23 protein-coding genes are annotated in these 25800 nt (G+C 69.7%); 17 read left to right on the top strand and 6 right to left on the bottom strand.

What is annotated here, in order from left to right; all coding sequences use genetic code 11:
* Positions 1-63: 63 nt before the first annotated feature.
* From LRS14_RS26445 to LRS14_RS26430, 4 genes are all read left to right on the top strand, one after another.
* Positions 64-543: a GNAT family N-acetyltransferase gene (locus LRS14_RS26445; RefSeq protein ID WP_257801723.1), complete on the top strand. Its 480-nt coding sequence runs from the start codon at positions 64-66 to the stop codon at positions 541-543.
* 38 nt (positions 544-581) lie between these two features.
* Positions 582-1070 carry a carboxymuconolactone decarboxylase family protein gene (locus LRS14_RS26440; protein WP_257801722.1) on the top strand — a complete coding sequence of 163 codons (489 nt, stop codon included), beginning with the start codon at positions 582-584 and terminating at the stop codon, positions 1068-1070.
* 49 nt (positions 1071-1119) lie between these two features.
* Positions 1120-1704 (top strand): Crp/Fnr family transcriptional regulator, encoded by a 585-nt coding sequence (locus LRS14_RS26435; RefSeq protein ID WP_257801721.1) that lies wholly within the window; start codon positions 1120-1122, stop codon positions 1702-1704.
* A 63-nt stretch (positions 1705-1767) separates the two neighbouring features.
* Positions 1768-2286: a DUF1772 domain-containing protein gene (locus LRS14_RS26430; protein WP_257801720.1), complete on the top strand. Its 519-nt coding sequence runs from the start codon at positions 1768-1770 to the stop codon at positions 2284-2286.
* On the opposite strand, the gene LRS14_RS26425 is transcribed toward LRS14_RS26430, so the two are convergent.
* From LRS14_RS26425 to LRS14_RS26415, 3 genes are read right to left on the bottom strand one after another with little or no spacing between them, the layout of a single operon-like run.
* Positions 2265-2630 carry a PRC-barrel domain-containing protein gene (locus LRS14_RS26425; RefSeq protein ID WP_046115600.1) on the bottom strand — a complete coding sequence of 122 codons (366 nt, stop codon included), beginning with the start codon at positions 2628-2630 and terminating at the stop codon, positions 2265-2267. The genes LRS14_RS26430 and LRS14_RS26425 overlap by 22 nt on opposite strands.
* 13 nt (positions 2631-2643) lie before the next feature.
* Positions 2644-2916, bottom strand: a complete 273-nt coding sequence (locus LRS14_RS26420) for a DUF378 domain-containing protein (RefSeq protein WP_257801719.1) — start codon at positions 2914-2916, stop codon at positions 2644-2646.
* A 13-nt stretch (positions 2917-2929) separates the two neighbouring features.
* Positions 2930-5371: a glycosyltransferase gene (locus LRS14_RS26415; protein WP_257801718.1), complete on the bottom strand. Its 2442-nt coding sequence runs from the start codon at positions 5369-5371 to the stop codon at positions 2930-2932.
* A gap of 192 nt (positions 5372-5563) precedes the next feature.
* Here LRS14_RS26415 and LRS14_RS26410 point away from each other — a divergent pair, with 192 nt between their 5' ends.
* From LRS14_RS26410 to LRS14_RS26375, 8 genes are all read left to right on the top strand, one after another.
* A complete protein-coding gene (locus LRS14_RS26410; protein WP_257801717.1) occupies positions 5564-7402 on the top strand; it encodes a YbhB/YbcL family Raf kinase inhibitor-like protein in 1839 nt (612 codons plus the stop codon).
* 228 nt (positions 7403-7630) lie between these two features.
* The gene (glf, locus tag LRS14_RS26405; protein ID WP_257801716.1) at positions 7631-8845 is read left to right on the top strand and encodes a UDP-galactopyranose mutase; all 1215 of its coding nucleotides are present in this window, start codon (positions 7631-7633) and stop codon (positions 8843-8845) included.
* Positions 8842-9378 (top strand): phosphoglycerate mutase family protein, encoded by a 537-nt coding sequence (locus LRS14_RS26400; protein WP_052736608.1) that lies wholly within the window; start codon positions 8842-8844, stop codon positions 9376-9378. The genes glf and LRS14_RS26400 overlap by 4 nt, the downstream gene beginning before the upstream one ends.
* A 25-nt stretch (positions 9379-9403) precedes the next feature.
* Positions 9404-10861: a cytochrome ubiquinol oxidase subunit I gene (locus tag LRS14_RS26395; protein WP_257801715.1), complete on the top strand. Its 1458-nt coding sequence runs from the start codon at positions 9404-9406 to the stop codon at positions 10859-10861.
* Positions 10858-11871, top strand: coding sequence for a cytochrome d ubiquinol oxidase subunit II (cydB, locus tag LRS14_RS26390; RefSeq protein ID WP_310740882.1), 1014 nt, complete (start codon positions 10858-10860; stop codon positions 11869-11871). Before LRS14_RS26395 ends, cydB begins: the two co-directional genes overlap by 4 nt.
* Positions 11858-12007: a DUF2474 family protein gene (locus tag LRS14_RS26385; protein ID WP_257801714.1), complete on the top strand. Its 150-nt coding sequence runs from the start codon at positions 11858-11860 to the stop codon at positions 12005-12007. The genes cydB and LRS14_RS26385 overlap by 14 nt, the downstream gene beginning before the upstream one ends.
* 72 nt (positions 12008-12079) lie before the next feature.
* The gene (locus LRS14_RS26380) at positions 12080-12601 is read left to right on the top strand and encodes a hypothetical protein (RefSeq protein ID WP_257801713.1); all 522 of its coding nucleotides are present in this window, start codon (positions 12080-12082) and stop codon (positions 12599-12601) included.
* Positions 12598-13821 carry a glycosyltransferase family 2 protein gene (locus LRS14_RS26375; RefSeq protein ID WP_257801712.1) on the top strand — a complete coding sequence of 408 codons (1224 nt, stop codon included), beginning with the start codon at positions 12598-12600 and terminating at the stop codon, positions 13819-13821. The genes LRS14_RS26380 and LRS14_RS26375 overlap by 4 nt, the downstream gene beginning before the upstream one ends.
* Here the strand turns inward: LRS14_RS26375 and LRS14_RS26370 are convergent.
* Both LRS14_RS26370 and LRS14_RS26365 read right to left on the bottom strand, forming a co-directional pair.
* Positions 13767-14522 carry an OBAP family protein gene (locus tag LRS14_RS26370; RefSeq protein WP_257801711.1) on the bottom strand — a complete coding sequence of 252 codons (756 nt, stop codon included), beginning with the start codon at positions 14520-14522 and terminating at the stop codon, positions 13767-13769. The two genes, LRS14_RS26375 and LRS14_RS26370, sit on opposite strands and share 55 nt — an antisense overlap.
* The gene (locus LRS14_RS26365; RefSeq protein WP_257801710.1) at positions 14519-18685 is read right to left on the bottom strand and encodes a CheR family methyltransferase; all 4167 of its coding nucleotides are present in this window, start codon (positions 18683-18685) and stop codon (positions 14519-14521) included. Before LRS14_RS26365 ends, LRS14_RS26370 begins: the two co-directional genes overlap by 4 nt.
* Before the next feature lie 170 nt (positions 18686-18855).
* Here LRS14_RS26365 and LRS14_RS26360 point away from each other — a divergent pair, with 170 nt between their 5' ends.
* From LRS14_RS26360 to LRS14_RS26340, 5 genes are all read left to right on the top strand, one after another.
* Positions 18856-19641, top strand: coding sequence for an SDR family oxidoreductase (locus tag LRS14_RS26360; RefSeq protein ID WP_257801709.1), 786 nt, complete (start codon positions 18856-18858; stop codon positions 19639-19641).
* 67 nt (positions 19642-19708) lie between these two features.
* Positions 19709-20878, top strand: a complete 1170-nt coding sequence (locus LRS14_RS26355; RefSeq protein WP_046115572.1) for a zinc-dependent alcohol dehydrogenase — start codon at positions 19709-19711, stop codon at positions 20876-20878.
* Positions 20875-21483, top strand: coding sequence for a hypothetical protein (locus LRS14_RS26350; protein ID WP_257801708.1), 609 nt, complete (start codon positions 20875-20877; stop codon positions 21481-21483). The genes LRS14_RS26355 and LRS14_RS26350 overlap by 4 nt, the downstream gene beginning before the upstream one ends.
* A gap of 107 nt (positions 21484-21590) precedes the next feature.
* Positions 21591-22952: a carboxylesterase gene (locus LRS14_RS26345; RefSeq protein ID WP_257801707.1), complete on the top strand. Its 1362-nt coding sequence runs from the start codon at positions 21591-21593 to the stop codon at positions 22950-22952.
* Complete coding sequence (locus LRS14_RS26340) at positions 22949-25060, top strand: hypothetical protein (protein ID WP_257801706.1); 2112 nt, start codon at positions 22949-22951, stop codon at positions 25058-25060. Before LRS14_RS26345 ends, LRS14_RS26340 begins: the two co-directional genes overlap by 4 nt.
* A 91-nt stretch (positions 25061-25151) precedes the next feature.
* Here the strand turns inward: LRS14_RS26340 and LRS14_RS26335 are convergent, their stop codons facing one another.
* Positions 25152-25748 carry a DUF4142 domain-containing protein gene (locus LRS14_RS26335; RefSeq protein WP_257801705.1) on the bottom strand — a complete coding sequence of 199 codons (597 nt, stop codon included), beginning with the start codon at positions 25746-25748 and terminating at the stop codon, positions 25152-25154.
* Positions 25749-25800 lie beyond the last annotated feature (52 nt).

The following is a 25800-nucleotide window of genomic DNA, read 5'->3' as shown; positions in this document are numbered from 1 at the left end:
AGACGCCTTGACCCGCACGACGGTTCGAGCAACCTGCTGGTCCTGCCCATCGCGTCCGCCACCATGCCCCTGCGCCCCGCCATCCCCGCCGACGCCCCGGCCATCGCCGCGCTCATCCAGCCGCTGGCGCAGTCCTTCCTCGTCACGCCGGACGACCCGGCGGCGGCGCCTTTCTGGCAGTCGGTGAGCGAGGCGGCCGAGCGCGGCTACATCGAGTCCCCGCGCTACCGCTTCACGGTGGCCGAGCAGCATGGCGCGCTGGCCGGTTTCATCGCCCTGCGCGATACCTGGCATGTGTTCCACCTCTTCGTGGCACCGGCCCACCAGGGCCAGGGCCTGGCCACGCGGCTGTGGCGCCAGGCGCGGGCGCAGGCCGAGTCGGCAGTCGGCGACCACGCCGCCTTCACCGTCAACGCCTCGCTGCCAGCCGTCGGGTTCTATCGCCGGCTGGGCTTCCAGGCCGCTGGCGACGTGCACGCCGCGCACGGCATCCGCTTCCAGCCCATGCGCCTGCCGCCCGGCTGTCACAACCGCCGGGGCTGACTCGTCTTGTGGAGGTCAACCCACCCAAGGAGTCATCCATGAACACCCTGCCCCGCCTCCAGCATGCGCAACTGTCCAGCGAGCTGTTCAAGAAGCTGGCCGACCTGAACATGGCCGTGGTCCGCCGCGGTCATGTCGATGTCGGCCTGCTGCACCTGGTGGACATCCGCGCCTCGCAGCTCAACGGCTGTGCCTTCTGCCTGGACATGCACAGCAAGCAGGCGAAGCTGCACGGCGAGCGCGAGCTGCGCCTGTACCACCTGCCGGTGTGGCGCGAATCGCCGCTGTTCAGCCCCAGGGAGCGGGCCGCCCTGGCCTGGACCGAGGCGCTGACCCGCCTGGCGCCCGGCGGCATTCCCGATGCGCTGTATGCCGAGCTGCGCGAGCAGTTCAGCGAGACGGAGCTGTCCGACCTCACCTACCAGGTGATGCTCATCAACGCCTGGAACCGCGCCGGCGTGGCCTTCCTCACCCCGCCGGGATCGCTGGACAAGCCCTACGGGCTGGACAAGGCCGGCCTGGCCTGAGAACCCGAGCGCCCGCACCGGGCCGGCCGCGGCCGCTACATTCGCGGCCATGTCCTGGCTTGCCACCCGCCTCGCTACCCTGCTGCCCCAGACCCCGGCCGCGCTGCGCGGCCAGCTGGCGGCCTGCGCGCGGCCGGTGCAGCTGGACAAGGGCCAGCCGCTGCTGCGCGCCGGCACCCGCTGGCGGCACCTGTGGCTGCTGGAAAGCGGGGCGCTGCGGCTGTACTACCTGGACCGCCACGGCGCCGAGTGGAACAAGAACTTCGCCTTCGAAGGCCAGGCGCTGTGGCCGCTGACGCCCACGCTGCGCGATGGTCCGGCGGACTTCTTCATCGCGGCACTGGAGCCGGCCCGGCTGCATGCGCTGGCCATGGACAACATCCAGCCGCTGCTGGCCGGCCAGCCGGATTGGCAATTGCTGCAGCAGCAGGCGCTGCAGCAATTGCTGGACGAGAAGCTGTGGCGCGAGCACCTGTTCCTGCAGTGCGACGCGGCTTCACGCTACCGGGCGCTGCGGGCGGCACGCCCCGCGTGGTGCGAGCGCATCCCGCTGCGCCACCAGGCTTCGTGGCTGGGCATCACCGACGTGTCGCTGTCGCGCCTGCGCGCCGCGTGGCCGCCGGCGTCGCCTTGACCCGCATGCCATGGCTTATCCGGTGTTAAGGCAGGTGGCCGGGCGGCCGGCCACAGTGGCCTCATGCAGCTCAAGCCTCCTGTTTCCGCCGCCCTGTCTCACGGCTGCCATGTGGCCGCCGTCTTCTGGCTCGGCCTGATGGCCGGCTTCTTCGCCACCTACAGCGGCAACGTGTCGCCCGCCTTGCAGGGGCTGGAAGGGCCGCTGTATGCCGTGGTGCAGTCGGCGCTGAACCGGCATGTGCGGCATGCGGCCTTCTTCGTCTTCTTCTGCCTGCCGCCGCTGTGGTGCGGGCTGGCGCTGCTGCCCGCGTGGCGCGGGCGCGGCGCCTGGGGCTGGGGCCTGCTGGCCGCCGGCCTGCTGTATGCGGCCGGCGTGGTGGTGTTCACCCGGCAGGTGAACCTGCCGCTGAACGCCTACACCGAGTCATGGCCACCGGCGGCCCTGCCGGCCGACTGGGCCCTGACCCGCGAGCGCTGGAACGCGGCCAACCACCTGCGCACCGTGATCAGCGGTGCCGCCTTCCTGCTGGCCGTGCTGTCCCTGGCGCTGCGCCGGCCTCAGGGAATGTCCACGCCGTAGTAGCTGTGCACCCGCCGGCCGTAGTCGATGTCGTAGGCCGGCACGTCGGTGGAGGTGTAGCGCGGGGCGCCCTGCAACTGGTCCTTGTCCAGCGGCACCACGTAGCCGGATCGGGTGGTGTCGTACTTCAGCACTTCCCACGGCAGCGGGTAGCGGTCGCTGCCCATGCCCAGGAAGCCGCCGAACTCCATCACCGCGAACCGGACCTGGCCGCTGCGCTTGTCGATCATCAGGTGGTCGATGCTGCCCAGCTTCTCGCCGGCGGTGTTGTAGACGGCGGTGCCTTCCACGCGGTCGGACGATATGACGTCGCCGCTGTCCCAGGGGGCTCGTGTCGTGTCCATCTGGCTCTCCTCATCAGCGCAGCCCGGGCCGCGCCACAAAGTGCTTCCACTGCAGCAACAACACCGCACCCAGCACGCCGGCCAGGCCGATGGCTGCATAGACGACGCGGGCAGCCGGCGTGCCATCGCCAAACAGGCGGGCCACCAGGTCGATGCCGAACAGGCCCGCGAGGCCCCAGTTCAGCCCGCCGGCCACCAGCAGCACCGCCACCGTCCACGCCAGCACGGTGCCGGTGCCGCGGGGCGCCACCTCGGCATTGGGCGTGGCGGTGTCGGGCGGCTCCATCCTGCGGCCAGGGTCAGGCCACGGCGCGCGGCGTGGCGGCGGCCAGGCGGCCGGCAGGCAGCGCGGCGGCTTCGCTGCCGGCCGCCTTGGCGGCCTGGGCCGCGTAGGGCGCCAGCAGCGAACGGATCTCCTGCACCGTGTCGTCCCACGACATGCGCCAGACCATGTCCAGCTGCGCGGCGATGCGCTGCTCGCGCTCGGCGGGCTGCTCGGCCAGCGCGGCGTCGCAGGCCTGGATGAATTCGGCCACGCCGTGCGTCACCCGCACCACCTCGCCGTACAGCACCTGCACGTCGTGCACCGCGGTGCTCACCACCGGCTTCTCGCCGGCCATGTATTCCAGGGTCTTGGTGGGGCTGATGAACCGGGTGGATTCATTCAGCGCGAAGGGCAGCAGGCACACGTCCCACTCCGCCACCAGGTACGGCAGCACGGCATAGGGCTGCATGCCCGGCCAGTGGATGTTGGGCCGCTGCGGCAGGCTGGCGGGGTCGATCTTGACGACCGGGCCGGCCATCACCAGGTGCCAGTCGGGGCGGGCGTCGGCCAGCGCCGCCACCAGGCCGATGTCCAGCCGCTCGTCGATCACGCCATAGAAGCCCAGGCGCGGATGCCCCACGTCCGCATGCAGGCCGCGCACGGCCTCGGCTTCCACGCTGCCTGGCAGCAGCCGCGCCGGCGCGAAGTGCGCCGGGTCCACCGCGCTGGGCAGGCAGTGCACGCTGGGATGCTGGCCGCGGCGGGCGTCGTACAGCGAGGGGCCGCCGGTGAGCACCAGGTCGGCGGTCTTCATCAGGGCCGTCTCGCGTTGGCGCAGCTGGACGGGAGCGCCCTTGAAGGCGGACAGCTCGTCCATGCAGTCGTACACCACGGCCAGCGGGTCCAGGTCGGCCATTAGCGGCAGCGCCATCGGCGTGTAGAACCAGACGACGGGGCGCTCGATGCCTTCCTCGGCCAGCCAGTCCTCCAGCAGCGGGCGCAGCACGGGCAGCTGCGCATCATGGAAGCCCGGTGCGTCGATGCCGGTGCAGGGCGTCAGCACCTGCACGCCCGGCAGGGCTTCGCGCACATGCATGGCAGGCGGGCCTTCACCCGGTGCCGGCTCCTCCACGAACACCACCCGGTAGTCGCGCGCCAGGCGTGAAAGCAGCTGCTGCGGACGTTGGAACACGAAACCCCAGCGCAGATGGGAAAAGACGAGAAGAGTCGGCATGGTGGCTTTCTTGGGTTGGGGGATTCGGTGCTGGCTGCGCACCAGCGTGGCCAGGGTGGCGGGATCGCCGAGGCGATGCCAGCGATGCGCGCGCCGGGGCTGCGCGCGGGCGGCGGCGGCCGAGGGCGGCAGCACGTCGAACACGCCGCTGCGGTGCCAGTGCGTGGTGTGGGTCCAGTCCGGCCGGTCGATCAGCGGGTACAGGCACATGCCCAGCAGCGGCACGCCGGCCGCCAGCGCGGCCTCGGCCTGGCCGGTCATGTCCTGCAGCCATTCGGCGCGGCCTTCGCCCACATGGCTGGTCTCGGCGATCATCAGCGGGCGGCGATAGCGCTCCCAGGCGTCCTGCAGCAGCAGGGCGGGCTCGCGGCGGCGCGGGTCGCGCAGGTGCCAGGCCAGCCGGGCCTCGGTGCCGGTCTCCCACTGGCCGCTGTGGTAATGGTTGGCGCCCAGCAGGTCCAGCAGCTCGGGCTCGCCGCCCAGCTCCGGCTCCAGCCGGCCGCTCAGCAGGTCCCAGACCTGCCATTGGTAGCTGGCCACCTGGCGCGCCTGCGGCTCCAGCTCGGGCCGGTCGGCCGGGGCCACCACATGCACCAGCGGCTCCACATGCAGGAAGCGCGCGCGCGGGTCCACCGCACGCATCGCCCGCATGGCGGCGATGGCCGCGCGCACCAGCCGGCGCTTGACCTCGTAGCCGCTGCGCAGGCTGCCGCCGCCGTGGCCGTCGGCCTCGCCGCCGGGGTGGCTGTGGTAGGGCCACATGAGGTTGGTCTCGGACACGGCCCACGCCAGGAAGCCGATCTCGTTGATGGGCGTGTACACCGGCGGCTCGTCGCACAGCGGCGCCAGCACCCGCGCCACCTCGGCGGCGAACAGCGGCAGCCGCTGCACGATGCTGTCGTCGAACAGGCTCACGTCGGCCGGCGTGCCGTAGTGCATCACCGTCCACAGCACCTGCACGCCATGGCGGCGCGCCGTCTCGGCCACCTGCACCGCACGCTCCAGGGCGAAGCGGCCGGTCTCGGGCTCGGCCAGGCGCCAGCCGATGCTCTCGCGCACGCAGCGGATGCCCAGCGCGGCGGCGGTGGCGTAGTCCTCGTCCAGGTGCTCGATGTGGCCGTTCGACTGCGCCATGTCCAGCGGCTGCTGCAGGCCGTTGATGTGGTCGGCGCCTTCGAAGCCGCCCATCCAGAACGAGCGGAAGGGCGAAGCGGGCTGCATGCAGCCGTCGGCGGCGGTCATCGTGCGCGGCCGCCGCATCGGCCGGCAGGCCGGTGCGGGGTGGGCGGAGTCTGGCGTGTCATGGCACATCCGGGGCAACGCGTGTGCCACGGCGTGCGGACGGCGCCAATCAGGCCGGGGGCATGGCGGTTGCCCAAGCGCCGCGATGGCCCATGCGGGCCCCCTGCATCCGCTTTGAACAGGAGTTTGCCGATGGTCAAGAGTTCCCGCCCCGCGCCCGGCGCGTGCCGCCTTGCCGCAATCGCCGCCGCGGCCTGCCTGCTGCCGCTGGCAGCCGGCGCCCAGCAGGGCGATGGCACCAACGTGCCAGTCACCGGGCATGTGTACAAGCCCGACAAGGCCCCGGCCACGCCGCAGCGCATCGCATCGCTGAAGGTGCCGCCGGGCTTCAGCGTGACGCCGTTCGCCCAGGGGCTGGGCAATCCGCGCATCCTGGCGGTGGCGCCCGACGGCACGGTGTACGCCAGCCGCCGCGAGGAAGGCGACGTGGTGATGATGAAGGACACCGATGGCGACGGCCGCGCCGACGGCACGCCGCAGGTCGTGCTCAACCGTGCCGGCGCCCTCGGCCTGGCGATACGCGACGGCAAGCTGTGGCTGGTGACGGTGAAGGAGCTGTTCGTGGCCGACCTGCAGCCCGACGGCCGCCCCGGCCCGCTGAAGATGTTGCTGGGCGACCTGCCGGATTCAGGCCAGCATCCCAACCGCACCATGGCCTTCGGCCCGGACGGCATGCTCTACCTCAGCGTGGGCTCCACCTGCAATGCCTGCAACGAGAGCAACCCCGAGAACGCCACGCTGCTGCGCGTGAGCCCGGACGGCAAGAGCCGCACCATCTTCGCCAGCGGCCTGCGCAACACCATCGGCTTCGACTGGCACCCCGCCACCGGCGAGCTGTGGGGCATGGACCATGGCATCGACTACCTGGGCGACGACGTGCAGCAGGAAGAGCTCAACCGCATCGAGCGCGGCCAGCAGTACGGCTGGCCGCACGTGTGGGGCGAGGGCGGGCTGAATCCGCAGAGCACGCCGGTGGGCGGCATCAGCAAGCCGCAGTGGAAGGCGATGAGCCGGCCCATGACGCTGGGCTACACCGCGCATGCGGCGCCGATGCAGATGCTGTTCTATACCGGCAGCGCCTTCCCGGCCGAATACCGCAACGACGCTTTCGTGGCCCTGCGCGGCTCCTGGAACCGCAAGCCGGCCTCGGGCTACGAGATCGTGCGCATCCGCTTCGCCCAGGGCGGCCAGCCGCAGCGCATCGAGCCCTTCGTCAGCGGTTTCGTCAACGAGGACGATGCCACCCACTTCGCCCGCCCGGTGGGCCTGGCCATGGCCCGTGACGGCGCGCTGCTGATGGCCGACGATGCCAATGGCGTGATCTACCGCATCGCCTACACCGGCATCGCCGGCCGGCCCGCACCTGCGGCGGCGGCCACGCCCGCGCAGCCGGTGCAGGCGCCGGCGCAGGCCATGCAGGCCCAGGTGGCGCAGGGCAACAACGTGCCGCTCGCGCTGGCCCGGCCGCAGGCGCAGGCCTCCGGTCGCATCGAGGTGCGCTCCGGCAGCATTCCGGCCGGCGGCGACATCCCGCTGCGGCACAGCGAATATGCCGATGGCGTCTCGCCCTCGCTGGCCTGGACGGCCGTGCCGGGCGCCCGCTCGTATGCGGTGATCGTGGAGGATCCCGACGCCTCGCCGATCAAGCCCTTCGTCCACTGGGTGGCCTGGAACATCCCGGCGAGCGTGACCCACCTGCCGGAAGGCCTGCAGGAACAGCCGCGGCTGAAGGACCCCGAGGGCCTGCTGCAGGGCAAGACCACCCGTGGCAGCACCGGCTGGTACGGCCCGCGGCCGCCGGTGGGGGATCCGCCGCATGCCTACCACTTCCAGGTGCTGGCGCTGGACACCGTGCTGGACCTGCCGCCCGGCAGCGACCGCGACGCCGTGCTGGCCGCAGCCCAGGGCCATGTGCTGGCCCGCGGCGAGCTGGTGGGGCGCTATGCCCAGCAGCAACAGCCGCTGAAGTAGCTAGAGCTTCTGGATCGGGTTGCCCGCATCGTCGTGCGGGCCCTTGCTGTCGTCCTCGGGCGGCGGCGGGGGAGGCGGGGTGCGCGGATCGGCAGGCGCCGGCGCGGCCGCCGGATCGGGTGGCAGGGGGTGTTCATGCGCTGCGCCGGGCAAGGCGCATGCCGCACATCGGCATGCCGGGAATACCCCTTGCCCCTGTCCGCGGTAGCCAATGCAAGGGAGCCAGGGATGGACAAAGCCACCAGACAGATCGAACTCACCGCCGCACAAGCCGTGCAGGAGGGCCAGGGTTTCGACTACCTCATCGTTGGTGCAGGCTTCGCCGGCAGCGTGCTGGCCGAGCGCCTGGCCAACGAGCTGGATGCGCGCGTGCTCATCGTGGACAAGCGGCCCCACATCGGCGGCAACGCCTACGACTGCTACGACGAGGCGGGCGTGCTCATCCACCCCTACGGCCCGCACATCTTCCACACCAACTCGGCGGACATCTTCGACTACCTGTCGCGCTTCACCGAGTGGCGGCCCTACCAGCACCGCGTGCTGGCCAGCGTGGACGGCCAGCAGCTGCCCATCCCGATCAACCTGGACACGGTCAACCGGCTGTACGGCCTCAACCTCACCTCCTTCGAGATGAAGGAATGGCTGCAAACCGTGGTGGAGCCGTGCGACGAGGTGCGCACCTCGGAGGACGTGGTGGTGAGCACCCTGGGGCGCGACCTGTACAACAAGTTCTTCCGCGGCTACACCCGCAAGCAATGGGGCCTGGATCCCTCGGAGCTGGATGCCAGCGTGACGGCCCGCGTGCCGCTGCGCACCAACCGCGACGACCGCTATTTCGCCGACACCTTCCAGGCCATGCCCCGGCTGGGCTACACCCGCATGTTCCAGAACATGCTGAGCCATCCCAACATCAAGGTGATGCTCAACACCGACTACCGCGAGGTGGTGGGCATGCTGCCGTGGAAGCACATGGTGTACACCGGCCCCATCGACGCCTTCTTCGACCACCGCCACGGCAAGCTGCCGTACCGCAGCCTGCGTTTCGAGCATGTCACGGTGCAGCAGGAGCAGTTCCAGCCGGTGGGCACCGTCAACTTCCCCAACGACTATGGCTACACCCGCGTCAGCGAGTTCAAGCACATCACCGGCCAGAAGCACCACTGCAGCTCGCTGGTGTACGAATACCCCTGCGCCGAGGGCGACCCCTACTACCCGGTGCCGCGCGAGGAGAACGCCGCGCTCTACCGCAAGTACCAGGCGGAAGCCGAGGCGCTGGACAACGTGACCTTCGTCGGCCGCCTGGCCACCTACCGCTACTACAACATGGACCAGGTGGTCGGCCAGTCCCTGGCCGCCTTCAAGCGCCTGCGCACGCGCCATGAGGCGGTGCAGGCCCAGCCGCAGCCCGCGGCCGAATCCATCGCGGTGCTGGCCACTCCATGACCCACATCATGCTGATCCGGCATGCCGAAAAGCCGGAGGACGAGGCGGACCTGTCGCTGAGCCCGCGCGGCTGGCAGCGGGCCGGCGCGCTGGTGCGCTTCTTCGCGCCGGTGGATGCGGCCGCGGTGCGCCGCCACATCGAGCAGCCAGGCCATGTGTTCGCCGCCCGCGCCACCGACGAGCATCCCTCGCCGCGCCCGCGGCTGACGGTGGAGCCGCTGGCCGAGGAACTGGGCCTGCAGGTGGACGAGCGCTTCAGCGCCAGCGAGCCGGTGTCGCACGTGGCCCAGGTGCTGCGCCTGCTGTCGGGCCCGGTGGTGGTGAGCTGGCGGCACGACGAACTGCCCGCGCTGGCCAATGCGCTGCTGGGCCGCGAGGAAGCGCCCACCCGCTGGCCCGACCACCGCTTCGACCTGGTGTGGGTGGTGCACCGCACGCCTGGCGGCTGGAATTTCACGCAGGTGCCGCAGCGCGTGCTGCCGGGCGACGCCACGCAGGGCATCGCGCGCCGGCTGCGCAGCGCCGCCGCCTGATGGACCTGCCGCCCGGGGCCGACGCATGACCGCGCTGCTGCTGGCCCGCATCCAGTTCGGCTTCACCATCTCGTTCCACATCATCTTTCCGGCGCTGACCATCGGCCTGGCCAGCTACCTGGCGGTGCTGGAAGGCCTGTGGCTGCGCACCGGCCGCCGGGTGTATCTGGACCTGTACCAGTTCTGGCTGAAGGTGTTCGCGGTGGCCTTCGGCATGGGCGTGGTCTCGGGCCTGGTGATGGCCTACCAGTTCGGCACCAACTGGAGCGCCTTCTCGCGCTTTGCCGGCAGCGTCACCGGGCCGCTGCTGGCCTACGAGGTGCTTACCGCCTTCTTCCTGGAGGCGGGTTTCCTGGGCGTGATGCTGTTCGGCCTGAAGCGCGTGGGGCCCGGCCTGCACTTCACCTCCACCGTGGCGGTGGCGCTGGGCACGCTGCTGTCGGCCACCTGGATCCTGGCTTCCAACAGCTGGATGCACACGCCGCAGGGCTACGAGATCATCGACGGCCGCGTGGTGCCCACAGACTGGCTGAAGGTCATCTTCAATCCCAGCTTTCCGTACCGTTTGCTGCACATGGTGGTGGCGGCCTACATCGCCACCGCATTGATGGTGGGCGGCGCTGCCGCCTGGCACCTGCTGCGCGGTCGCGACGACCTGCGCGTGCGCACCATGTTCTCCATGGCCTTGTGGATGCTGCTGCTGGCCGCGCCCATCCAGGCGGTGATCGGCGACCAGCATGGCCTGAACACGCTGGAGCACCAGCCGGCCAAGCTGGCCGCCATCGAAGGCCACTGGGAGCGCACGCCGCCGGGCGAGGGCGTGCCGCTGGTGCTGTTCGGCTGGCCCGACATGCAGGCCGAGGCCACGCGCTGGAAGCTGGAGATACCGCGCCTGGGCAGCCTGCTGCTCACCCACAGCTGGGATGGCCAGATCCCCGCGCTGAAGGACTTCAAGCCCGAGGACCGGCCGAACGCCACCGTGGTGTTCTGGACCTTCCGGCTGATGGTGGGCCTGGGCCTGCTGATGATCCTCCTGGCCGCCTGCGGCCTGCTGCTGCGCCGGCGCGGCCGCATCTATAACGCGGCCTGGTTCCTGCGCTTCGCGCTGCTGATGTCGCCCATGGGGCTGGTGGCCATCCTGGCCGGCTGGTTCACCACCGAGATCGGCCGCCAGCCCTGGGTGATCTACGGCGTCATGCGCACGGCAGATGCCGTCTCGCCCCAGCACGGCGTGGCCGAGGTGGGCTTCACGCTGGCGCTGTTCGTCGTGGTGTACCTGGCGGTGTTCGGCGCCGGCACGGCCTACGGGCTGCGCATCATCGGCAAGGGCCCGGAAGCCGGCGAGCCCGGCGTGGCCGAGGGCGGGCCGGGGCAGGACCGGCATCCGATGCGGCCGCTGTCGGCCGCGCCCGAAGGCGTGGACGAAGCGGGCGACCGCGCCGCGCCCGAGGCCGGGCCACCGGCCGGAGGGGGGCGCGGATGATGGACGGCCTGGACCTGCCGCTGGTGTGGGCCGGCATCATCCTCTTCGGGGTGATGATGTACGTGGTGATGGACGGCTTCGACCTGGGCATCGGCATCCTCTTTCCCTTCTTCGACGAGAAGGAGGACCGCGACGTGATGATGAACACCGTCGCCCCGGTGTGGGACGGCAACGAGACCTGGCTGGTGCTGGGCGGTGCCGGGCTGCTGGCGGCGTTTCCGCTGGCCTACGGCGTGATCCTCAGCGCCTTCTACCTGCCGCTGATGCTGATGCTCATCGGCCTGGTGTTCCGGGGCGTCGCCTTCGAATTCCGCATGAAGGCGCGTGCCGGCAAGCGCCGCATGTGGGACCAGGCCTTCATCGGCGGCTCGGTGGCCGCCACCTTCTTCCAAGGCGTGACGCTGGGCGCCTTCCTCGACGGCGTGCCGGTGGTGGAGGGCGAATTCGCCGGCGGCCCGCTGGACTGGGTGTCGCCCTTCGCGCTGTTCACCGGCGTGGCGCTGATGGTGGCCTATGCGCTGCTGGGCGCCACCTGGCTGGTGATGAAGACCGAGGGCCCGTTGCAGCAGCGCATGCGGCAGCTGGGCCAGTGGCTCACCTGGGCACTGCTGGCGGTGATCGTGGCCATCAGCATCTGGACGCCGCTGGCGCATGACGCCATCGCCCAGCGCTGGTTCCAGTGGCCGCAGCTGCTGTGGTTCTCGCCGGTGCCGGTGCTGGTGGCCCTGTGCACCTGGGCACTGCTGCACAGCCTGCGCGGCGAGGGCCATGCACGGCCCTTCCTGCTGACGCTGGCGCTGCTGTTCCTGGGCTACAGCGGCCTGGCCATCAGCCTGTGGCCGCATGTGGTGCCGCCGGACATCACCCTGTGGCAGGCCGCCGGGCCCGACGAGAGCCTGGGCTTCGCGCTGGTGGGCGCGGTGGTCATCCTGCCGCTGGTGCTGGCCTACACGGGCTTTGCCTACTGGGTGTTCCGCGGCAAGGTGAGGGCTGGCGATGGCTACCACTGACCCGCATGAAGCACCGCCGCGCTGGGGCCGGCGGCTGGCCTGGCTGGCCGGGTTGTGGCTGGCCAGCGTGGCCAGCCTGGGCCTGCTGGCGTGGTTGCTGGGCTGGGTGCTGCAGGCCGTGGGGCTGCAGCGCTGAGTGCTAGGCGCGCGGCCTTGCACGGGAACGGCGTTTGCTCCTTGGCCCAGGCCACAACAACAGGAGCCTCCCGTGAACGACCAGACCGATCCCACGCAGAAGTCCACACCCACGGGCCCCGGCAGCTCCGCCAGCCCCGGCAGCCTGAGCGCGGGCGCAAGCACCGGCAGCGAGTCGGTTTCCGGCACGGGCACGGGTACGGGCACCAGCGCCGGCAGCGCCGGCACCGGCGGCTCCAGCAGCGGCACGAGCGGCAGCTCCAGTGCAGGCAGTTCCAGCACGGGCAGTTCCAGCACCGGCGCCGGTTCCAGCAGCGGCTCCGCCAGCGCCACCAGCCTGGGCGCCAAGATGGGCTCCAGCAGCGGATCGGACACCGGCAGCGGCTACGGCGGCAGCAGCCCGTCGCGCAACGACTATTCCTCCTCCGCCGGCGACGAGCCCTCCTTCGACGGCACGGCCGCCTCGCTGGAGAGCCTGCCCATCGGCGAGGCCATGCACGAGATGCTGGAGATGACGCGCCAGCTGGTGCGTGAGCATCCGCTGGCCGCGGTGGCGGCCGGCGTGCTGGTGGGCATGGTGCTCGGCCGGCGTTGATCGACTTCACGCCGCCGCGCGAGAAATTGCGGGCGTGCGTGATCGTGCCGGTGCGCAACGAGGCGCAGCGGTTGCCTGCCACGCTGCAGGCCCTGGCCGGGCAGACCGATGCACCCCCTTACGAGGTGCTGGTGCTGGCCAACAATTGCAGCGACGACAGTGCTTCGATCGTGCGTGCGTTCGCGCGGCTTCATCCGCATGTCAACCTCCAGGTGTGCGAGGTCACGCTGCCGCCCCCCCAGGCCAACGTGGGCCATGCCCGCCGGCTGCTGATGGAGGAAGCCTGCCGCCGCCTCACCTGGAGCGGCCAGCGCGGCGCCTTCATCGCCAGCACCGACGGCGACACCCGCGCCGCGCCCGACTGGCTGCGCCATACCGCGCGCGAGATCGACGCCGGCGCCGATGCCGTGGGCGGTCGCCTGCTGGCCGAAGGCGATGCCGAGGCCGATGCCGACGAGCCGTCCGAGGTGGCCCGGCTGCGCAAGCGATGGCAGCGCTGGGACACCGCCTACCGCCTGGCCTGCCAGAAGCTGGACAGCCTGCTGGACCCCGACGATGCCGATCCGTGGCCGCGCCACCACCAGCACTTCGGTGCCAGCCTGGCGGTGCGGGCCGATGCCTATCGCGCGGTGGGCGGCATGCCCGACGGCGTGCCCTGGCTGGAGGACGAGGCGCTGGTCACCGCGCTGCGCCGTGCCGACCGCCGCATCCGCCACAGCTGCGCCGTGCGGGTCATCACCTCCAGCCGGCGTGAAGGCCGGGTGGACGTGGGCCTGTCCTGGCAGCTGCGCGAATGGGACCGCCAGTCCCGCGAGCAGGGCGAGCTGCAGGTGGACGATCCGGCCGACCTGCATTGCCTGATCCTGGCGCGACACCAGCTGCGCGGCCTGTGGCGGCGCGGCTTCGTGGCGCCGCGCGGCGATGCGCAATGGGAGCCCCTGGCGCGCGTGCTGCGGCTGCCGGCCGACGGCCTGTGGCGCGATGCGCTGGAGGCCACCACCTTCGGCGCGCTGTGGCATGCGGTGGCCGAGCAGCGCCGGGCCCGCGGCGTGCAGGCCTGCCGCCAGGTGCCGGTGCAGCAGGCGCTGGCCGAGCTGCGCCGCCTGATCGACGCGGCCACCCCGGCCGCCGGGCAGGCCGGCCTGCCGCGGCGGCCGCCTCGGGGTCAGCGCGCGGGCGCGGCCTCGTGGTGCGCGCCGGCCGGGTCGTCGATCTGGTAGGCCGGGCCCCGCTGCCAGGCATCGGCGGCGGGATGCACGGGCGGCGCTGGAATGTCGGCCCGCTCGGCCCGCTTGGCCGCGCTGTCGATGCCGAAGCGACGGTCGCGCTCCGCCACCCTCGCCGGGTCGATCTGGCCATCGGCCGTGGCGCCCATCATCAGCTGCGGCACGCCCAGCGGCAGCGCCTTGTCGCGGTCGGTGTGCCAGGTGTGCCAGGTCTTGCCGTAGGTATCGACCAGCTTGCGCATGAGGGCCCGCTCGGCCAGCTCGGGCACGCCCGGCAGGATCAGCTGGCCCGACTTCACCTCGTGCACATGGCTGTGCCACAGCCGCTGCTCGGTGGGCGGCAGGCCTTCATACAGCCGGCGCGAGACGATGTACTCCACGCCCATCAGCTTGGCGTCGCGCACGTTGCCGTCGTAGATCACGCACTGGATCACGTCCTCGTTGACGATGCTGCAGTAGTGGTGGGCTTCCATCTGGCCGGCCATGTGGCCGCTGTAGAAGTGGAAGCCATCGAGGTAGGCATTCAGCGCATCCACCGGCGGCATGTCCTGCAGCGCGGCGGCACCGGCCTCCAGCAGCCGGGTGCTGGCGGCGGCCGGCGCACCGGGCGCCTGCACCGGCGAGCCGGTGTTCTCCGCGCCGCAGCCGGCCAGCAGCAGGCACAGGCACCAGGAAGGAAATCGGGCTGTGTTCATGGGCCCTGCCGGAGCAGGGGACGTGCCGCGGCCACCAGCGCTTCCAGCGACAGCGGCTTGGCGATGTGCGCGTCGAATCCGGCCTCCGCCGCCCGCTGCGCATCGGCGGGCCGGCCGAAGCCGGTCACTGCGATGGCCGGCCACGACCGGCTGCGCTCGCGCCGGCGCAGCTCGCGCACCAGCTGGTGGCCGTCCATGCCGGGCATCGCGATGTCGGACACCACCAGGTCGAAGTCCTGCGATTCCGCCAGCGCCAGCGCCTGCGGCGCGCTCATCGCGGCGGCCACCTCGGCGCCTTCCATGCGCAGCAGCTCGGCCAGCACGTCCAGCGTGTCCGCGTTGTCCTCCACCAGCAGGATGCGGCGGCCGGCCAGCTCGTGCGGGCCGGCGCCCTCGTCGGCGGCACCGCTGCCGCTGTCCTCGCACAGCGGCAGCCAGACGGTGAAGCGGGAGCCGCGGCCACGGCCCTCCGAATGGCCTTCCACATGGCCGCCGTGCAGTTCGGTGAGCTGCTTGACCAGCGCCAGCCCGATGCCCAGCCCGCCTTCGCGCCGGGTGGAGGCGCGGTTGTCGCCCTGCTCGAACATGTTGAACATGGAGTCCATGAAGCCGGGCTCGATGCCGGGGCCGTTGTCCGTCACGTCCAGCCGCGCCAGTGCGCCTTCGCGCACCAGCGTCAGCCTCACCGCGCCGCCGGGCTGGGTGTACTTCACCGCATTGCTGGCCAGGTTCCAGACGATCTGCTCCAGCCGCACGATGTCCGCATGCACCACCATGTCCTGCACCTGCAGCGCCACCGCGATGTCCTTCTCGGCGGCCTGCGGGCTCAGCGCATCCACGATGCGCTCGACCACCGGCCGGTAGTCCACCGCCGCGCGTTCCAGCGAAAGCTTGCCCGTCTCCAGCCGAGAGAGGTCCAGCAGGTCGTCGATGATCTGCGCCTGGCCCTTGACCGTCTTGCGGATGGTCTCGGCCGCGCGTGCCAGCGGCTCGCTGCCCAGCGCCTGCGGTGAACGGCGGATCAGCTCCGTGTTGATGAGCACCACGTTCAGCGGGTTCTTCAGCTCGTGCGACATCACCGCCAGGAATTCGCTGCGCAGCGAGTTGGCCGCCTGCAGCTGCGCGCGCACCTGCTGCTCGGCCTGAAGCAGCTCGTCGCGCTGCTTCTCCAGCAGCTGGCGTTCGGTGAGGTCGCGGGCGATCTTGGCGAAGCCGCGCATCTCGCCATCGGTGAACGGGGTGGTGGTGCCGCTGCAGTACAGCCGCGTGCCGTCCTTGCGCTGGTGCCAGCGTTCGTCCAGCGCGCGGCCTTCCCGCAGCGCGGTGGCCAGCTCCCGCTCGGGCGTGCCGTCGCTGCGGTCCTCGGGCACGAACAGCAGCCGGAAGCTCTGGCCCAGCACCTCCTGGTCGGTGAAGCCGAACATCAGTTCGGCGCCCTTGTTCCAGGTGGTGATGAGGCCGTTCTCGTCCAGCGTCACGATGGCGTAGTCCCGCGTGTTCTCCGCCACCAGGCGCAGCCGTTCGTCGCGCGCGCGCAGAAGGTCCTGCGCGCGGCGGCGCTCGCTGATGTCGATGAAGTTGAGCACGGCGCCATCGATGCGGTCCTCGTTCGTGCGGTAGGCCGAGATGCGCATCAGGTACCAGCGGCCCGCGTCGCTGCGCAGTTCGCGCTCCAGCGGCTGCAGCGTGCGCAGCACCTCCTCGATGTCGTCGGCCAGTCCGTCGTGCGACAGGCGGTTGCTCAGGTCCAGCAGCGGCCGGCCGACGTCGCTGCCGAGGATGTTGAACACCTCGCGCGCCGGCGGCGTGAAGCGCTTGATGCGCAGCGCCCGGTCCACGAACACGGTGGCGATGTTCATCGACGCGATGAGGTTGCTCAGGTCGTCGTTGATCTTGGCCATCTCGTCCACCTTGGCCTTGAGCTCGTAGTTGACGGTGACCAGTTCCTCGTTCACGGACTGCAGTTCCTCCTTGCTCGACTCCAGCTCCTCGGCGGCAGAGCGCATCTCCTCGTTCATCGACTGCAGCTCCTCGTTCGAGGCGCGCAGCTCCTCGGTGGAGATCACCGATTCGCCGATGCTGCCGGTGAGTTCGGCCTGCAGCCGCGCCACCTCGGCCTGCAGGATCTGGAGCTCGGGGTCGGGTGCCTCGCCCACGCTTTCCGGCAGCGCCAGCGCCAGGTCCACTTCCTCGAACACCACCAGCATCGTGCGGGCCGGGCTGGCGGCGCCCGCGGCTGCGGCGGTGACGGACGCCGGCCGGGTGACGTCGGGCACCACCGTCATCTGCAGGGCCACGGCGGGGCCTTCGCGCCGCGGCAGGGGCACCGGCCGCGCGGCCACGCGGCGGCCCGTCTGCCCGGCATGCAGCAGCGCCGTGCGCAACGGCGGCGCCAGCTCCGGCAGCACCAGCGCCAGCAGGTTGCTGGTCAAGGCGCCCGAGGTCAGCCGCAGGTAGCGGCCCACGCCGCCCGACAGGTGCAGCACCATGTGGTGGTTGTCGATCACCACGCTGTGGCGCGCATGCTGTTCCAGCAGGCGCAGGTGCAGGCGCTCCAGCGGCGCCATTGGCGGCGGCTGGTTGGCCTGCGCCGGCATGGCGCCGGCAGCGCTGTTGCTGCGCAGCGCCGGCAGGTCGAACTTGCGGCGCTGCACCGGCGCTGCACGGTAGATGCGGTGCTTCTTGTCCACCAGCTGGAACAGACCCGGCGCGGATTCGGCCGTCTCCGCGCTGCCCAGGAAGAGCAGCCCGCCGGGCCGCAGCGCGAAATGGAACACCTCCAGCACCTGGGCCTGCACCTCGCGTTCCAGGTAGATCAGCACGTTGCGGCAGGCGATCAGGTCCAGCCGCGAGAAGGGCGGGTCGTGCAGCACGTTGTGGCGGCAGAACATGATCTGCTCGCGCAGCGGCTTGCGCACGCGGTAGGCATCGCCATCGGCGCTGAAGTACTGGCGCAGCCGGGTGGGCGGCACGTCGGTGACGATGGCGCCCGGGTAGCGCCCGGTGCGCGCCACGGCCAGCGCCTGCTCGTCGATGTCCGAGCCGAACACCTGCAGCGCCACGCCCGGCTCGCCCGGGACCCGCACATGGTCGTTCAGCAGCATCGCCAGCGAATAGGCCTCCTCGCCGGTGGCACAGCCCACCGACCAGGCCCGGAAGGCGGGCGTCTCCTCTTCCCGGGCCAGCCGCGGCATCAGCTCGCGCTCCAGCGCCTCGAATGCGTCGCGGTCGCGGAAGAAGCTGGTCACGCTGATCAGCATGTCGCGCAGCAACGGCAGGGTCTCGGCCTGGTTCTGCTCGAGGTGGGTGCGATAGGCAGCCAGGTCGGGCAGGCCGTTGACCTGCAGCCGGCGTTCCAGCCGCCGCAGCACGGTGGCGCGCTTGTAGTGCTGGAAGTCGTTGCCGGTGCGTGCGTGCAGCAGCTGCATCACCGCCTGCAGCGCCTGTTCGCCGCGCACCGCCGCGGACGCATCGCGCGGCGGCCGCGCCTCGGACTGCTGGGCCATGTCGGCTGGCAGCTCGATGCGGCTGGCGTTGTGCCACAGCGTCACCAGCTTGTCGGCCAGGTCGGCCACCGGCAGCACGAAGTCCGCCTGGCCAGTGGCAATGGCGGCCTGCGGCATCGCCTCGTACTCGGCATCGTCCGGGGCCTGCACCAGCGTCAGGCCACCCTGTTCCTTCATGTCGGCCACGCCCACTGCGCCGTCGCTGCCGGTGCCCGAGAGCACCACCGCCATCGCACGCTCCCGCTGGGTGCGGGCCAGGGAGCGGAAGAACAGGTCCACCGCCACGTTGCGCCCCAGCGGACGGTCCAGCGGGCGCGTGGCCAGCGCAGCGTCTTCCATCAGCAACTGCTGGCCGGGAGCGATGACGTAGACATGGTCGGGCGCCACCGGCGTGGATTCGACGACCTGTTGCACCGGCATGCGGGTGGCCTTCTGCAGCAGGCTGGCGGCGGCGCTTTCGTGCTGGGGCGACAGGTGCAGCACCACCACGAAGGCCATGCCGGTGTCGGCGGGCAGGTGATGCAGCAGGCTGGTCACGGCGGCCAGCCCGCCCGCCGAGGCACCGACGCCCACCACGGGAAACGGCAGGGCGGCGCGCTGCGTCAGGGGAGAAGCCGCCTCGTGGTCGGTGCCGTTCAGTGCTGCAGGGTCGGTCAACTTCTCTCCACTGGGTGCCACCGTCCACTGCAGGCCGGCGGGTCATTCTCACCGCCGCGGATGCGACGGCGCCTGGCGGCTGTCCGGCAATCCCCGTTCCGCCAACGCGGTACAGGGCTTGCCCCGCAAGGCTGCCCGCCCCTCAGCCATTCCACAGGAGACCGAAGCCCGTGAACACCCCGAACAACCGGCCGCTGGCCGTCGTCACCGGCGCATCCTCGGGCATCGGCCTGAAACTGGCGCGCTGCTGCGCACGCGAGGGTTTCGACCTGCTCATCGCCGCCGACCAGCCGCTGCAGGCCGCGGCCGGGCAGCTGCGAGCCGAAGGCGCGCAGGTGGAGGCGGTGCAGGCCGACCTGGCCACCGCCGACGGCGTGGCGCAGCTGTGCGCGGCCATCGGCGGCCGTCCGGTAGAGGCCTTGCTGGCCAATGCCGGCCATGGCCTGGGCCATGCGTTCCTCGACCAGGACTTCACTGCGGTGCGCCACGTGATCGACACCAACATCACCGGCACGCTGGACCTGCTGCAGCAGGTGGCGCGCGGCATGCGCCAGCGCGGGCAGGGCCGCATCCTGATCACCGGCTCCATCGCGGGCTTCATGCCCGGCAGCTTCCAGGCCGTGTACAACGGCACCAAGGCATTCATCGACTCCTTCTCGTTCGCGCTGCGCAACGAGCTGAAGGACTCGGGCGTGACGGTGAGCTGCCTGATGCCCGGCCCCACCGACACGCAGTTCTTCGAGCGGGCCGACATGCTGGACACGAAGGTGGGCACGCAGAAGAAGGACGATCCGGCCGATGTCGCCCGCGCCGGCTTCGACGCGATGATGAAGGGCGAGGGCGATGTCGTCAGCGGCCTGAAGAACAAGGTGCAGGTGGCGATGGCGAACGTGATGCCATCGGACACGCTGGCCGAACAGCACCGACGCCTGGCCGAGCCCGGCAGCGGTACCTGATGCCCGGCCCCCGGCGCATGCCTCCGCATTCCTTGCGGCAAATCAGTTCACACCGAAAGGACACCCGATGAAAGCACTCTGTTGGCGCGGCAAGCATGACGTCCGCTATGAAACCGTTCCCGATCCGGTGATCGAGGAGCCGCGCGACGCCATCATCAAGATGACCTGCTGTGCGATCTGCGGCAGCGACCTGCACCTGTTCGACGGCTTCATGCCCACCATGAAGTCGGGCGACATCCTGGGCCATGAGTTCATGGGCGAGGTGGTGGAGGTGGGCAAGGGCAACAGCAAGCTGAAGGTGGGCGACCGGGTGGTGGTGCCCTTCACCATCTGCTGCGGCGAGTGCGACCAGTGCCGGCGCGGCAACTTCTCGGTGTGCGAGCGCAGCAACCGCAACAAGGACATGGCCGAGAAGATGTTCGGCCACACCACGGCGGGCCTCTTCGGCTACTCGCACCTCACCGGCGGCTACCCCGGCGGCCAGGCCGAGTACGTGCGCGTGCCCTATGCCGACGTCACGCCGGTGAAGATCCCCAACGGCCTGACGGACGAGCAGGTGCTGTTCCTCGGCGACATCTTCCCCACCGGCTGGCAGGCCGCGGTGGCCTGCGACATCCAGCCCACCGACACGGTGGCCGTGTGGGGTGCCGGCCCGGTGGGCCAGTTCTGCATCCGCAGTGCGGTGCTGCTGGGCGCCAAGCAGGTGGTGTGCATCGACAACGTGCCGGAGCGGCTGGCCATGGCCACCGCCGGCGGCGCCATCACCATCAACTTCGACGACGAGAGCGTGCTGGAGCGGCTGAAGGAACTCACGCAGGGCAAGGGCCCCGAGAAGTGCATCGACGCGGTGGGCATGGAGGCGCATGCCACGCGCTCCATCGATTCGATGGTCGACCGCGCCAAGCAGGCGGTGATGCTGGAGACCGACCGGCCGCATGTGCTGCGCGAGATGATCTACGTGTGCCGTCCGGGCGGCGTGCTCAGCATCCCGGGCGTGTACGGCGGCATCGTGGACAAGCTGCCCATCGGTGCGCTGATGAACAAGGGCCTGACGGTGCGCACCGGCCAGACCCACGTCAACCGCTGGACCGACGACCTGCTGCGCCGCATCCAGGAAGGGCAGATCGACCCGTCCTTCGTCATCACGCACCAGGTGTCGCTGGCCGACGGGCCGGAGATGTACAAGACCTTCCGCGACAAGCACGACGGTTGCATCAAGGTGGTGATGAAGCCATGAACATGATGACCCACAACACCGAGAACACCCTGCGCAGCGCGCCGCCGCGCAACGCAGGCGTGCATGCGCTGGCGCGCGGCCTGGGCTTCTTCAGCCTGGCCCTGGGCCTGGCCGAGCTGGCCATGCCGCGCCGCATGGCCCGCATGGCGGAGATGGGCGAGATGCCCGACCGCCCGGAGCTGCCCAGCAGCCAGACCCTGGTGCGGGCGTACGGCCTGCGCGAGGTGGGCGTGGGCGCCGGCCTGCTCACCACCGCCGACCCGGAGCCCTGGGTGTGGGGGCGCGTGGCCGGCGACCTGCTGGACATCGCGACCGTGGCCCTCGCACCCCGCCGGCGCACGCTGTTCGGCCACGGCGGCGGCTCGCGCGCCGGCACCTTGGTGGCGATGGTGGCCATCACCGCGCTGGACGTGTACTGCGCCGAAGGCCTGCGCCGCGAGCGCATGGCGCGCCAGGCGCGGCCGCACGACTGGAGCCGTCGCAGCGGCTTCCCCGAAGGCGCCCAGGCCGCCAGCGGTGCCGCGTCGGACTTCGAGGTGCCGGCGGACTTCCGCACGCCGGAGCTGTTGCGGCCGTGGGGGCACGGTGGAAAGGCCTCGCGCTGAGAGATCCGGCTGCAGCCAACACTGCCTCGTCTTCTTTGGGGAGGTGATCACGCATGCTTTGACCTAGCCTTTTACGGAGCCAAGTGGCTTCGTCGAAGGAATCAACCATGTCGTGGACCTCCACCGCGTTGCTGGTCGCGGTCGCCCTGCTTCAAGCGTGCGCTGTGCCTTCGGCGCGCCACCAGGCCAGCCTCGCTTTTCCGCCCGTGCTGTGGCTCGACAACGCGGGGCAGGAGATCACATTCCCGCAATACAAGGCCCGGGCGGCGCAGCACATCCACGACTTCCACGGCTCATCGAAGGAGCTGTCACCCGACAGGCGAAAGACGGTTGTCGAGTCCATCGCTCCGGCTGAATGGTTTGCGAAGGGCAAACACTGCTCGTCGCTGAACACCGACGGTGTGCTGTTGGTGCATGGCCTTACCGACTCGCCGTTTTTGATGAGGGACCTTGCCGAGGCGTTGGCTGCCAAGCCGTTGCTTCCGAACCGCTGCCTGATTGCCCGCAGCCTACTGCTGGACGGCCACGGCACGGTGCCGGGTGACCTGTTGCAGGTGGACTACCAGAATTGGGTCCATACCGTCAGCTGGGGAATCCGCAGCTTCGTGGGTCAAGCGCAGGACGTTCACCTTGTGGGATTCTCCACCGGCGGCGCCTTGGGGCTCCTGCTCGCGCACCGCACCGCGGCATCCACCTTGAGGCCGCGTCTCAAAAGCCTGGTGTTGATTTCACCGGCCATTCGGCTGCTGGATGAACGTGCACAGTCCCCAGAGGCGCTCGGCATGCTGGCGTTCTCCGGGGTCAAGCCATGGCTCGAACGGTATGAGGATCGAGACTACGCGAAGTATGAATCGTTCGCGTTGAACGGGGTATACCAAGTGTCTCGGCTCAGCCAGCAGCTTGCGCGCCACGAATCGGAACCTCTGTCGTTGCCCGTATTCATGGCGCTGAGCCTGAACGACCAAACGATTGATTCAAGGGCGGCGATTCAACGCTTTGTACGACTGGCAGAAACAGGCAATGCGCTGTGGCTCGCGGCTCCGCGCGGCGCCTCGAACGCCGATCCGATCGTTCAAGATGTCCTGCGGGCGACTGGTCACCAGGTGTCCGTCGTCGACTCCAGGATCGAAACGGAACGGATAGACGACTTTTCCCATGTCGCCTTGCCGGTTGCGCCTGCCAATGTGCACTATGGCCGCCGTGGCGATTACGTGAACTGCCTCTCCTACGCGGCGATCGACACCGGGCTGTGGTGCGCCTGCTGGGGTGAGGACCTCGGGCATCGACCCGCGCCGCCGGCATGTCCAAAGCCTGACGCGGATCGAGTCATTGTTTATGGAGAGCCACCGCCGCGGCGCCAGGATGTCACTGCACCGGTGCAGCGACGCTTGACCTTCAACCCGTGGTTCGCCGAGATGGTTGAAGCGATTCGCTCATTTCTTTCCAGTATCGCGGAGCCGACGCCATGAACGTTCTCGTGTTCTGCCAAGCAGTTTCTGCGCTGCTATCCGTGGTCATGTTGACCGGTTGCACGTCGGTGGCGTCCTACCGGCCGTCCATCCGCAGCGCGGACGATGCACCGCTGATGGTGGAATGTGCGCGTTATGCCCAAGGGCCGACGGGGCGCGTGGAGCAGGTCGAGCTCCGGGCGGAACTCCGTACCGAGCGCCCGGACTGTTATGCCCATTCGGTGGAAGCCACAGACCAGTACCGACTGTTCTTTGTGGAGTTCGATGAACAAGGTCGTTTCTACGATCGCGCGCAAATGGAGCAGCTGTTCGCGTACCTGGATAAGTTGCGCCGAGTCGGCAAACAACGCACACCGGAAATGCACGGCCACTGTGGCGAGGCCAGCGGTGGCCTGAGCATCGTCACATTCGTGCATGGCTGGAGACACAACGCGCGGTACGACGACAGCAATGTGGAGCTTGCGCGAAAGGTGCTCAGGTTCACCGCCACTGGCGAACTGGCGCGTCCGCACCACAACCCCGCGGGGTGCCCCCGGGAGGTGGTGGGCGTCTACGTGGGTTGGCGGGGTTTGTCGACTACCGTCACGGATGCTGCTGCAGGTGGCCTGCGCAACGTGCTGGCGCCATGGGAGTGGCTTTCGGTCTGGGATAGGAAGAATACCGCCCAGAACGTGGCCGTCGGTTCAGTCCGGGAGCTTTTCGGGACCTTGCGCGCGTACCAGGAATTGCGGAACGCCGATGAGGCAGGGCTCTGCGACAAGGCCATGGCCCTTGACCGCGCGGCATCCAGCTCCGGGACACTGCAGGACAGACGCGAGGCGGGGAAGCGCTATGAGGAAGCCGGCGAGCTCGGGAACGTCTATCAATGCCTTGCGGTGCGTCACTTGATCGTCGGCCATTCCTACGGGGCGCTGATTGTCCATAACGCGGTCGCTCAGCAGTTGGTCGAAAGCGTCACACGCGGCCGCTTCGATGACCCGTCTGGGCCTGGCTGCAAACCCGAAGTCGCTGGCGGTGAACTGCGCGGAGGACCCGCGAACGGACGGGCGCTGGTGCGCGGGTATGCAGACCTGATTGTTCTCCTCAACCCCGCCATAGAAGGCGCCCGATACGAACCGTTGTACGAAGCCATCGCGCAGCGGACCCGACAACGAGGTGACATCGGAGGCTTCTGTGCAAACCAGAAACCGGTGATGGTGGTGTTGACGTCTGAGCACGACTTTGCGACCAGGCAGGCGTTCCGGGCGGTCCGCTATGCCAATACGTTCTTCGAAAGTCACAACCCATACGTCAAAGACAGGTCCCAACAGGCGTTGGACTACATCGCCAGCGAGGAGCGCCGCAGCAGTCTTCGCACCCTGGGGCACAACGAACGGTACAACACCCACGAACTGGTCGGGTGGCGCAGATACCTGGAGTTGCAGACCGGTGATGCCGCCGCCAGGACCGCTGAGGAGAAGGCGGAGGAAGACAGAAGGAGGTACGCTGCCTTATTGCATCAACCCGTCCGATCAGCCAGGGCGCAGGAGCAGTACCTGCGTATGGTGCAGCGAACCGAGCAGGCGAGGCAGGTACGGCACGATCTTGCTCTTAATATCCGGAAGCACTGTCCCGCCAACAAATCGTCACCGGTCGAATGGAAGATGTTCTGCCCATCAGCCGAAGCGCCGCCACCGCCACTGGATGCATGCACCAAGGCGTCCCTCGTGGACGCCAATCTCGGGTCCCGGCTGCCTCGACGGTACGACCAGGAGTCGGACCAGAAAGAACCGGGGTGGAGCGTGCCCTTCCTGGGCGGGACGGTCTTGAGTCACCTGCCGCATTACATGCCGTCCTACAACGAGGTGGATCACGACGCGCTCCTGGAAGCCGGCATGCTGCCCGAATTCCACTCAGCCAGAACGCCGGTGTGGAACGTGATGGTGCGGGATCCGGATGTCATGGAAGGCCATGGCGACATCAGCGGCGAAGTGCTCGTCCAGCTACTGGCGCAGCTGTACCGCGCAGCGGCCATCAGCAGCTTCCACCCTGACACGCTTCAGCACATGGAGCAGCTCTCAAAGAAGGCGGGCTGCGAGACAAAACGCCAGCAAACCGCGGAACGTTGAGGTTTGCCGGCCGCATCAAGTTACAGCCACCCGGTGCCCTGCACAGGCCATGCATGGGCCGGCGGCACCGACACCGCCATCGGCCGCAGCCTTACTTGTTCCCCTTCTTGTTGACCGTGGCATCCAGCGCCTTGGCCATCTGCAGATGGTGCTCCAGCGCCGGCACGGTCTTGGCGGCCCAGGCCTTCAGCTCGGGGTCCTTGGCGTCCTTGGCGGCCTTGCGGAAGAGCTTCAGCGTGTCCTCATGGGCATCCACGCCCATGCTGGCCACGTAGCGCTGGTCGAACTTCTCGCCCTCGGCGGTGTCCAGCACCGCCTTGGCCTTGCCCTTCTGCACCAGCGACGGCCCGCTTGGCAGCTCCACGCCCTTGGTCTTGGCCAGGGCCATCAGCTCCTCGTTGGTCTTGGTGTGGTCGTCGATCATCTGCTGCGCAAACTTCTTGACCTCGGGGCTGCTGGCCTTGGTCAGCGCCATCTTGCTGGTCTCCACTTCGGCATGGCCGTTCTCGGCGGCCTGCTTCATGAAGTTGGCATCGGTGCGCGGGATGGCCGGCACCTTGTTGTCGGCGTTGGTCGCGCCGGTCTTGCCCTCGGTGTTCTGCTGGCCCCAGGCCAGCGGCGTGGCGGCCAGCGCCAGCACGGCGGCGGCAATGGCGAGGGTGCGGTGCGAGGTCTTGTGGTTCATCATCAGGTGCTCCTGTTCATGGATGGAAGGGCAGGCGGCGGGTTGCACCCGCCGC

Source organism: Aquincola sp. J276 (assembly GCF_024700035.1).
Classification (GTDB): Bacteria; Pseudomonadota; Gammaproteobacteria; order Burkholderiales; family Burkholderiaceae_C; genus Aquincola; species Aquincola tertiaricarbonis.
The sequence above is the reverse complement of the archived record's forward strand: the minus strand, read 5'-3'. Positions and strand labels throughout refer to the sequence as shown.

Excerpts from the sequence above, each read along its gene's own strand:
- LRS14_RS26445 (WP_257801723.1), top strand. The coding sequence starts at position 64 with ATGCCCCTGCGCCCCGCCATCCCCGCCGACGCCCCGGCCATCGCCGCG.
- LRS14_RS26440 (WP_257801722.1), top strand. The coding sequence starts at position 582 with ATGAACACCCTGCCCCGCCTCCAGCATGCGCAACTGTCCAGCGAGCTG.
- LRS14_RS26435 (WP_257801721.1), top strand. The coding sequence starts at position 1,120 with ATGTCCTGGCTTGCCACCCGCCTCGCTACCCTGCTGCCCCAGACCCCG.
- LRS14_RS26430 (WP_257801720.1), top strand. The coding sequence starts at position 1,768 with ATGCAGCTCAAGCCTCCTGTTTCCGCCGCCCTGTCTCACGGCTGCCAT.
- LRS14_RS26425 (WP_046115600.1), bottom strand. The coding sequence starts at position 2,630 with ATGGACACGACACGAGCCCCCTGGGACAGCGGCGACGTCATATCGTCC.
- LRS14_RS26420 (WP_257801719.1), bottom strand. The coding sequence starts at position 2,916 with ATGGAGCCGCCCGACACCGCCACGCCCAATGCCGAGGTGGCGCCCCGC.
- LRS14_RS26415 (WP_257801718.1), bottom strand. The coding sequence starts at position 5,371 with ATGACCGCCGCCGACGGCTGCATGCAGCCCGCTTCGCCCTTCCGCTCG.
- LRS14_RS26410 (WP_257801717.1), top strand. The coding sequence starts at position 5,564 with ATGGTCAAGAGTTCCCGCCCCGCGCCCGGCGCGTGCCGCCTTGCCGCA.
- glf (WP_257801716.1), top strand. The coding sequence starts at position 7,631 with ATGGACAAAGCCACCAGACAGATCGAACTCACCGCCGCACAAGCCGTG.
- LRS14_RS26400 (WP_052736608.1), top strand. The coding sequence starts at position 8,842 with ATGACCCACATCATGCTGATCCGGCATGCCGAAAAGCCGGAGGACGAG.
- LRS14_RS26395 (WP_257801715.1), top strand. The coding sequence starts at position 9,404 with ATGACCGCGCTGCTGCTGGCCCGCATCCAGTTCGGCTTCACCATCTCG.
- cydB (WP_310740882.1), top strand. The coding sequence starts at position 10,858 with ATGATGGACGGCCTGGACCTGCCGCTGGTGTGGGCCGGCATCATCCTC.
- LRS14_RS26385 (WP_257801714.1), top strand. The coding sequence starts at position 11,858 with ATGGCTACCACTGACCCGCATGAAGCACCGCCGCGCTGGGGCCGGCGG.
- LRS14_RS26370 (WP_257801711.1), bottom strand. The coding sequence starts at position 14,522 with ATGAACACAGCCCGATTTCCTTCCTGGTGCCTGTGCCTGCTGCTGGCC.
- LRS14_RS26355 (WP_046115572.1), top strand. The coding sequence starts at position 19,709 with ATGAAAGCACTCTGTTGGCGCGGCAAGCATGACGTCCGCTATGAAACC.
- LRS14_RS26350 (WP_257801708.1), top strand. The coding sequence starts at position 20,875 with ATGAACATGATGACCCACAACACCGAGAACACCCTGCGCAGCGCGCCG.
- LRS14_RS26345 (WP_257801707.1), top strand. The coding sequence starts at position 21,591 with ATGTCGTGGACCTCCACCGCGTTGCTGGTCGCGGTCGCCCTGCTTCAA.
- LRS14_RS26340 (WP_257801706.1), top strand. The coding sequence starts at position 22,949 with ATGAACGTTCTCGTGTTCTGCCAAGCAGTTTCTGCGCTGCTATCCGTG.
- LRS14_RS26335 (WP_257801705.1), bottom strand. The coding sequence starts at position 25,748 with ATGATGAACCACAAGACCTCGCACCGCACCCTCGCCATTGCCGCCGCC.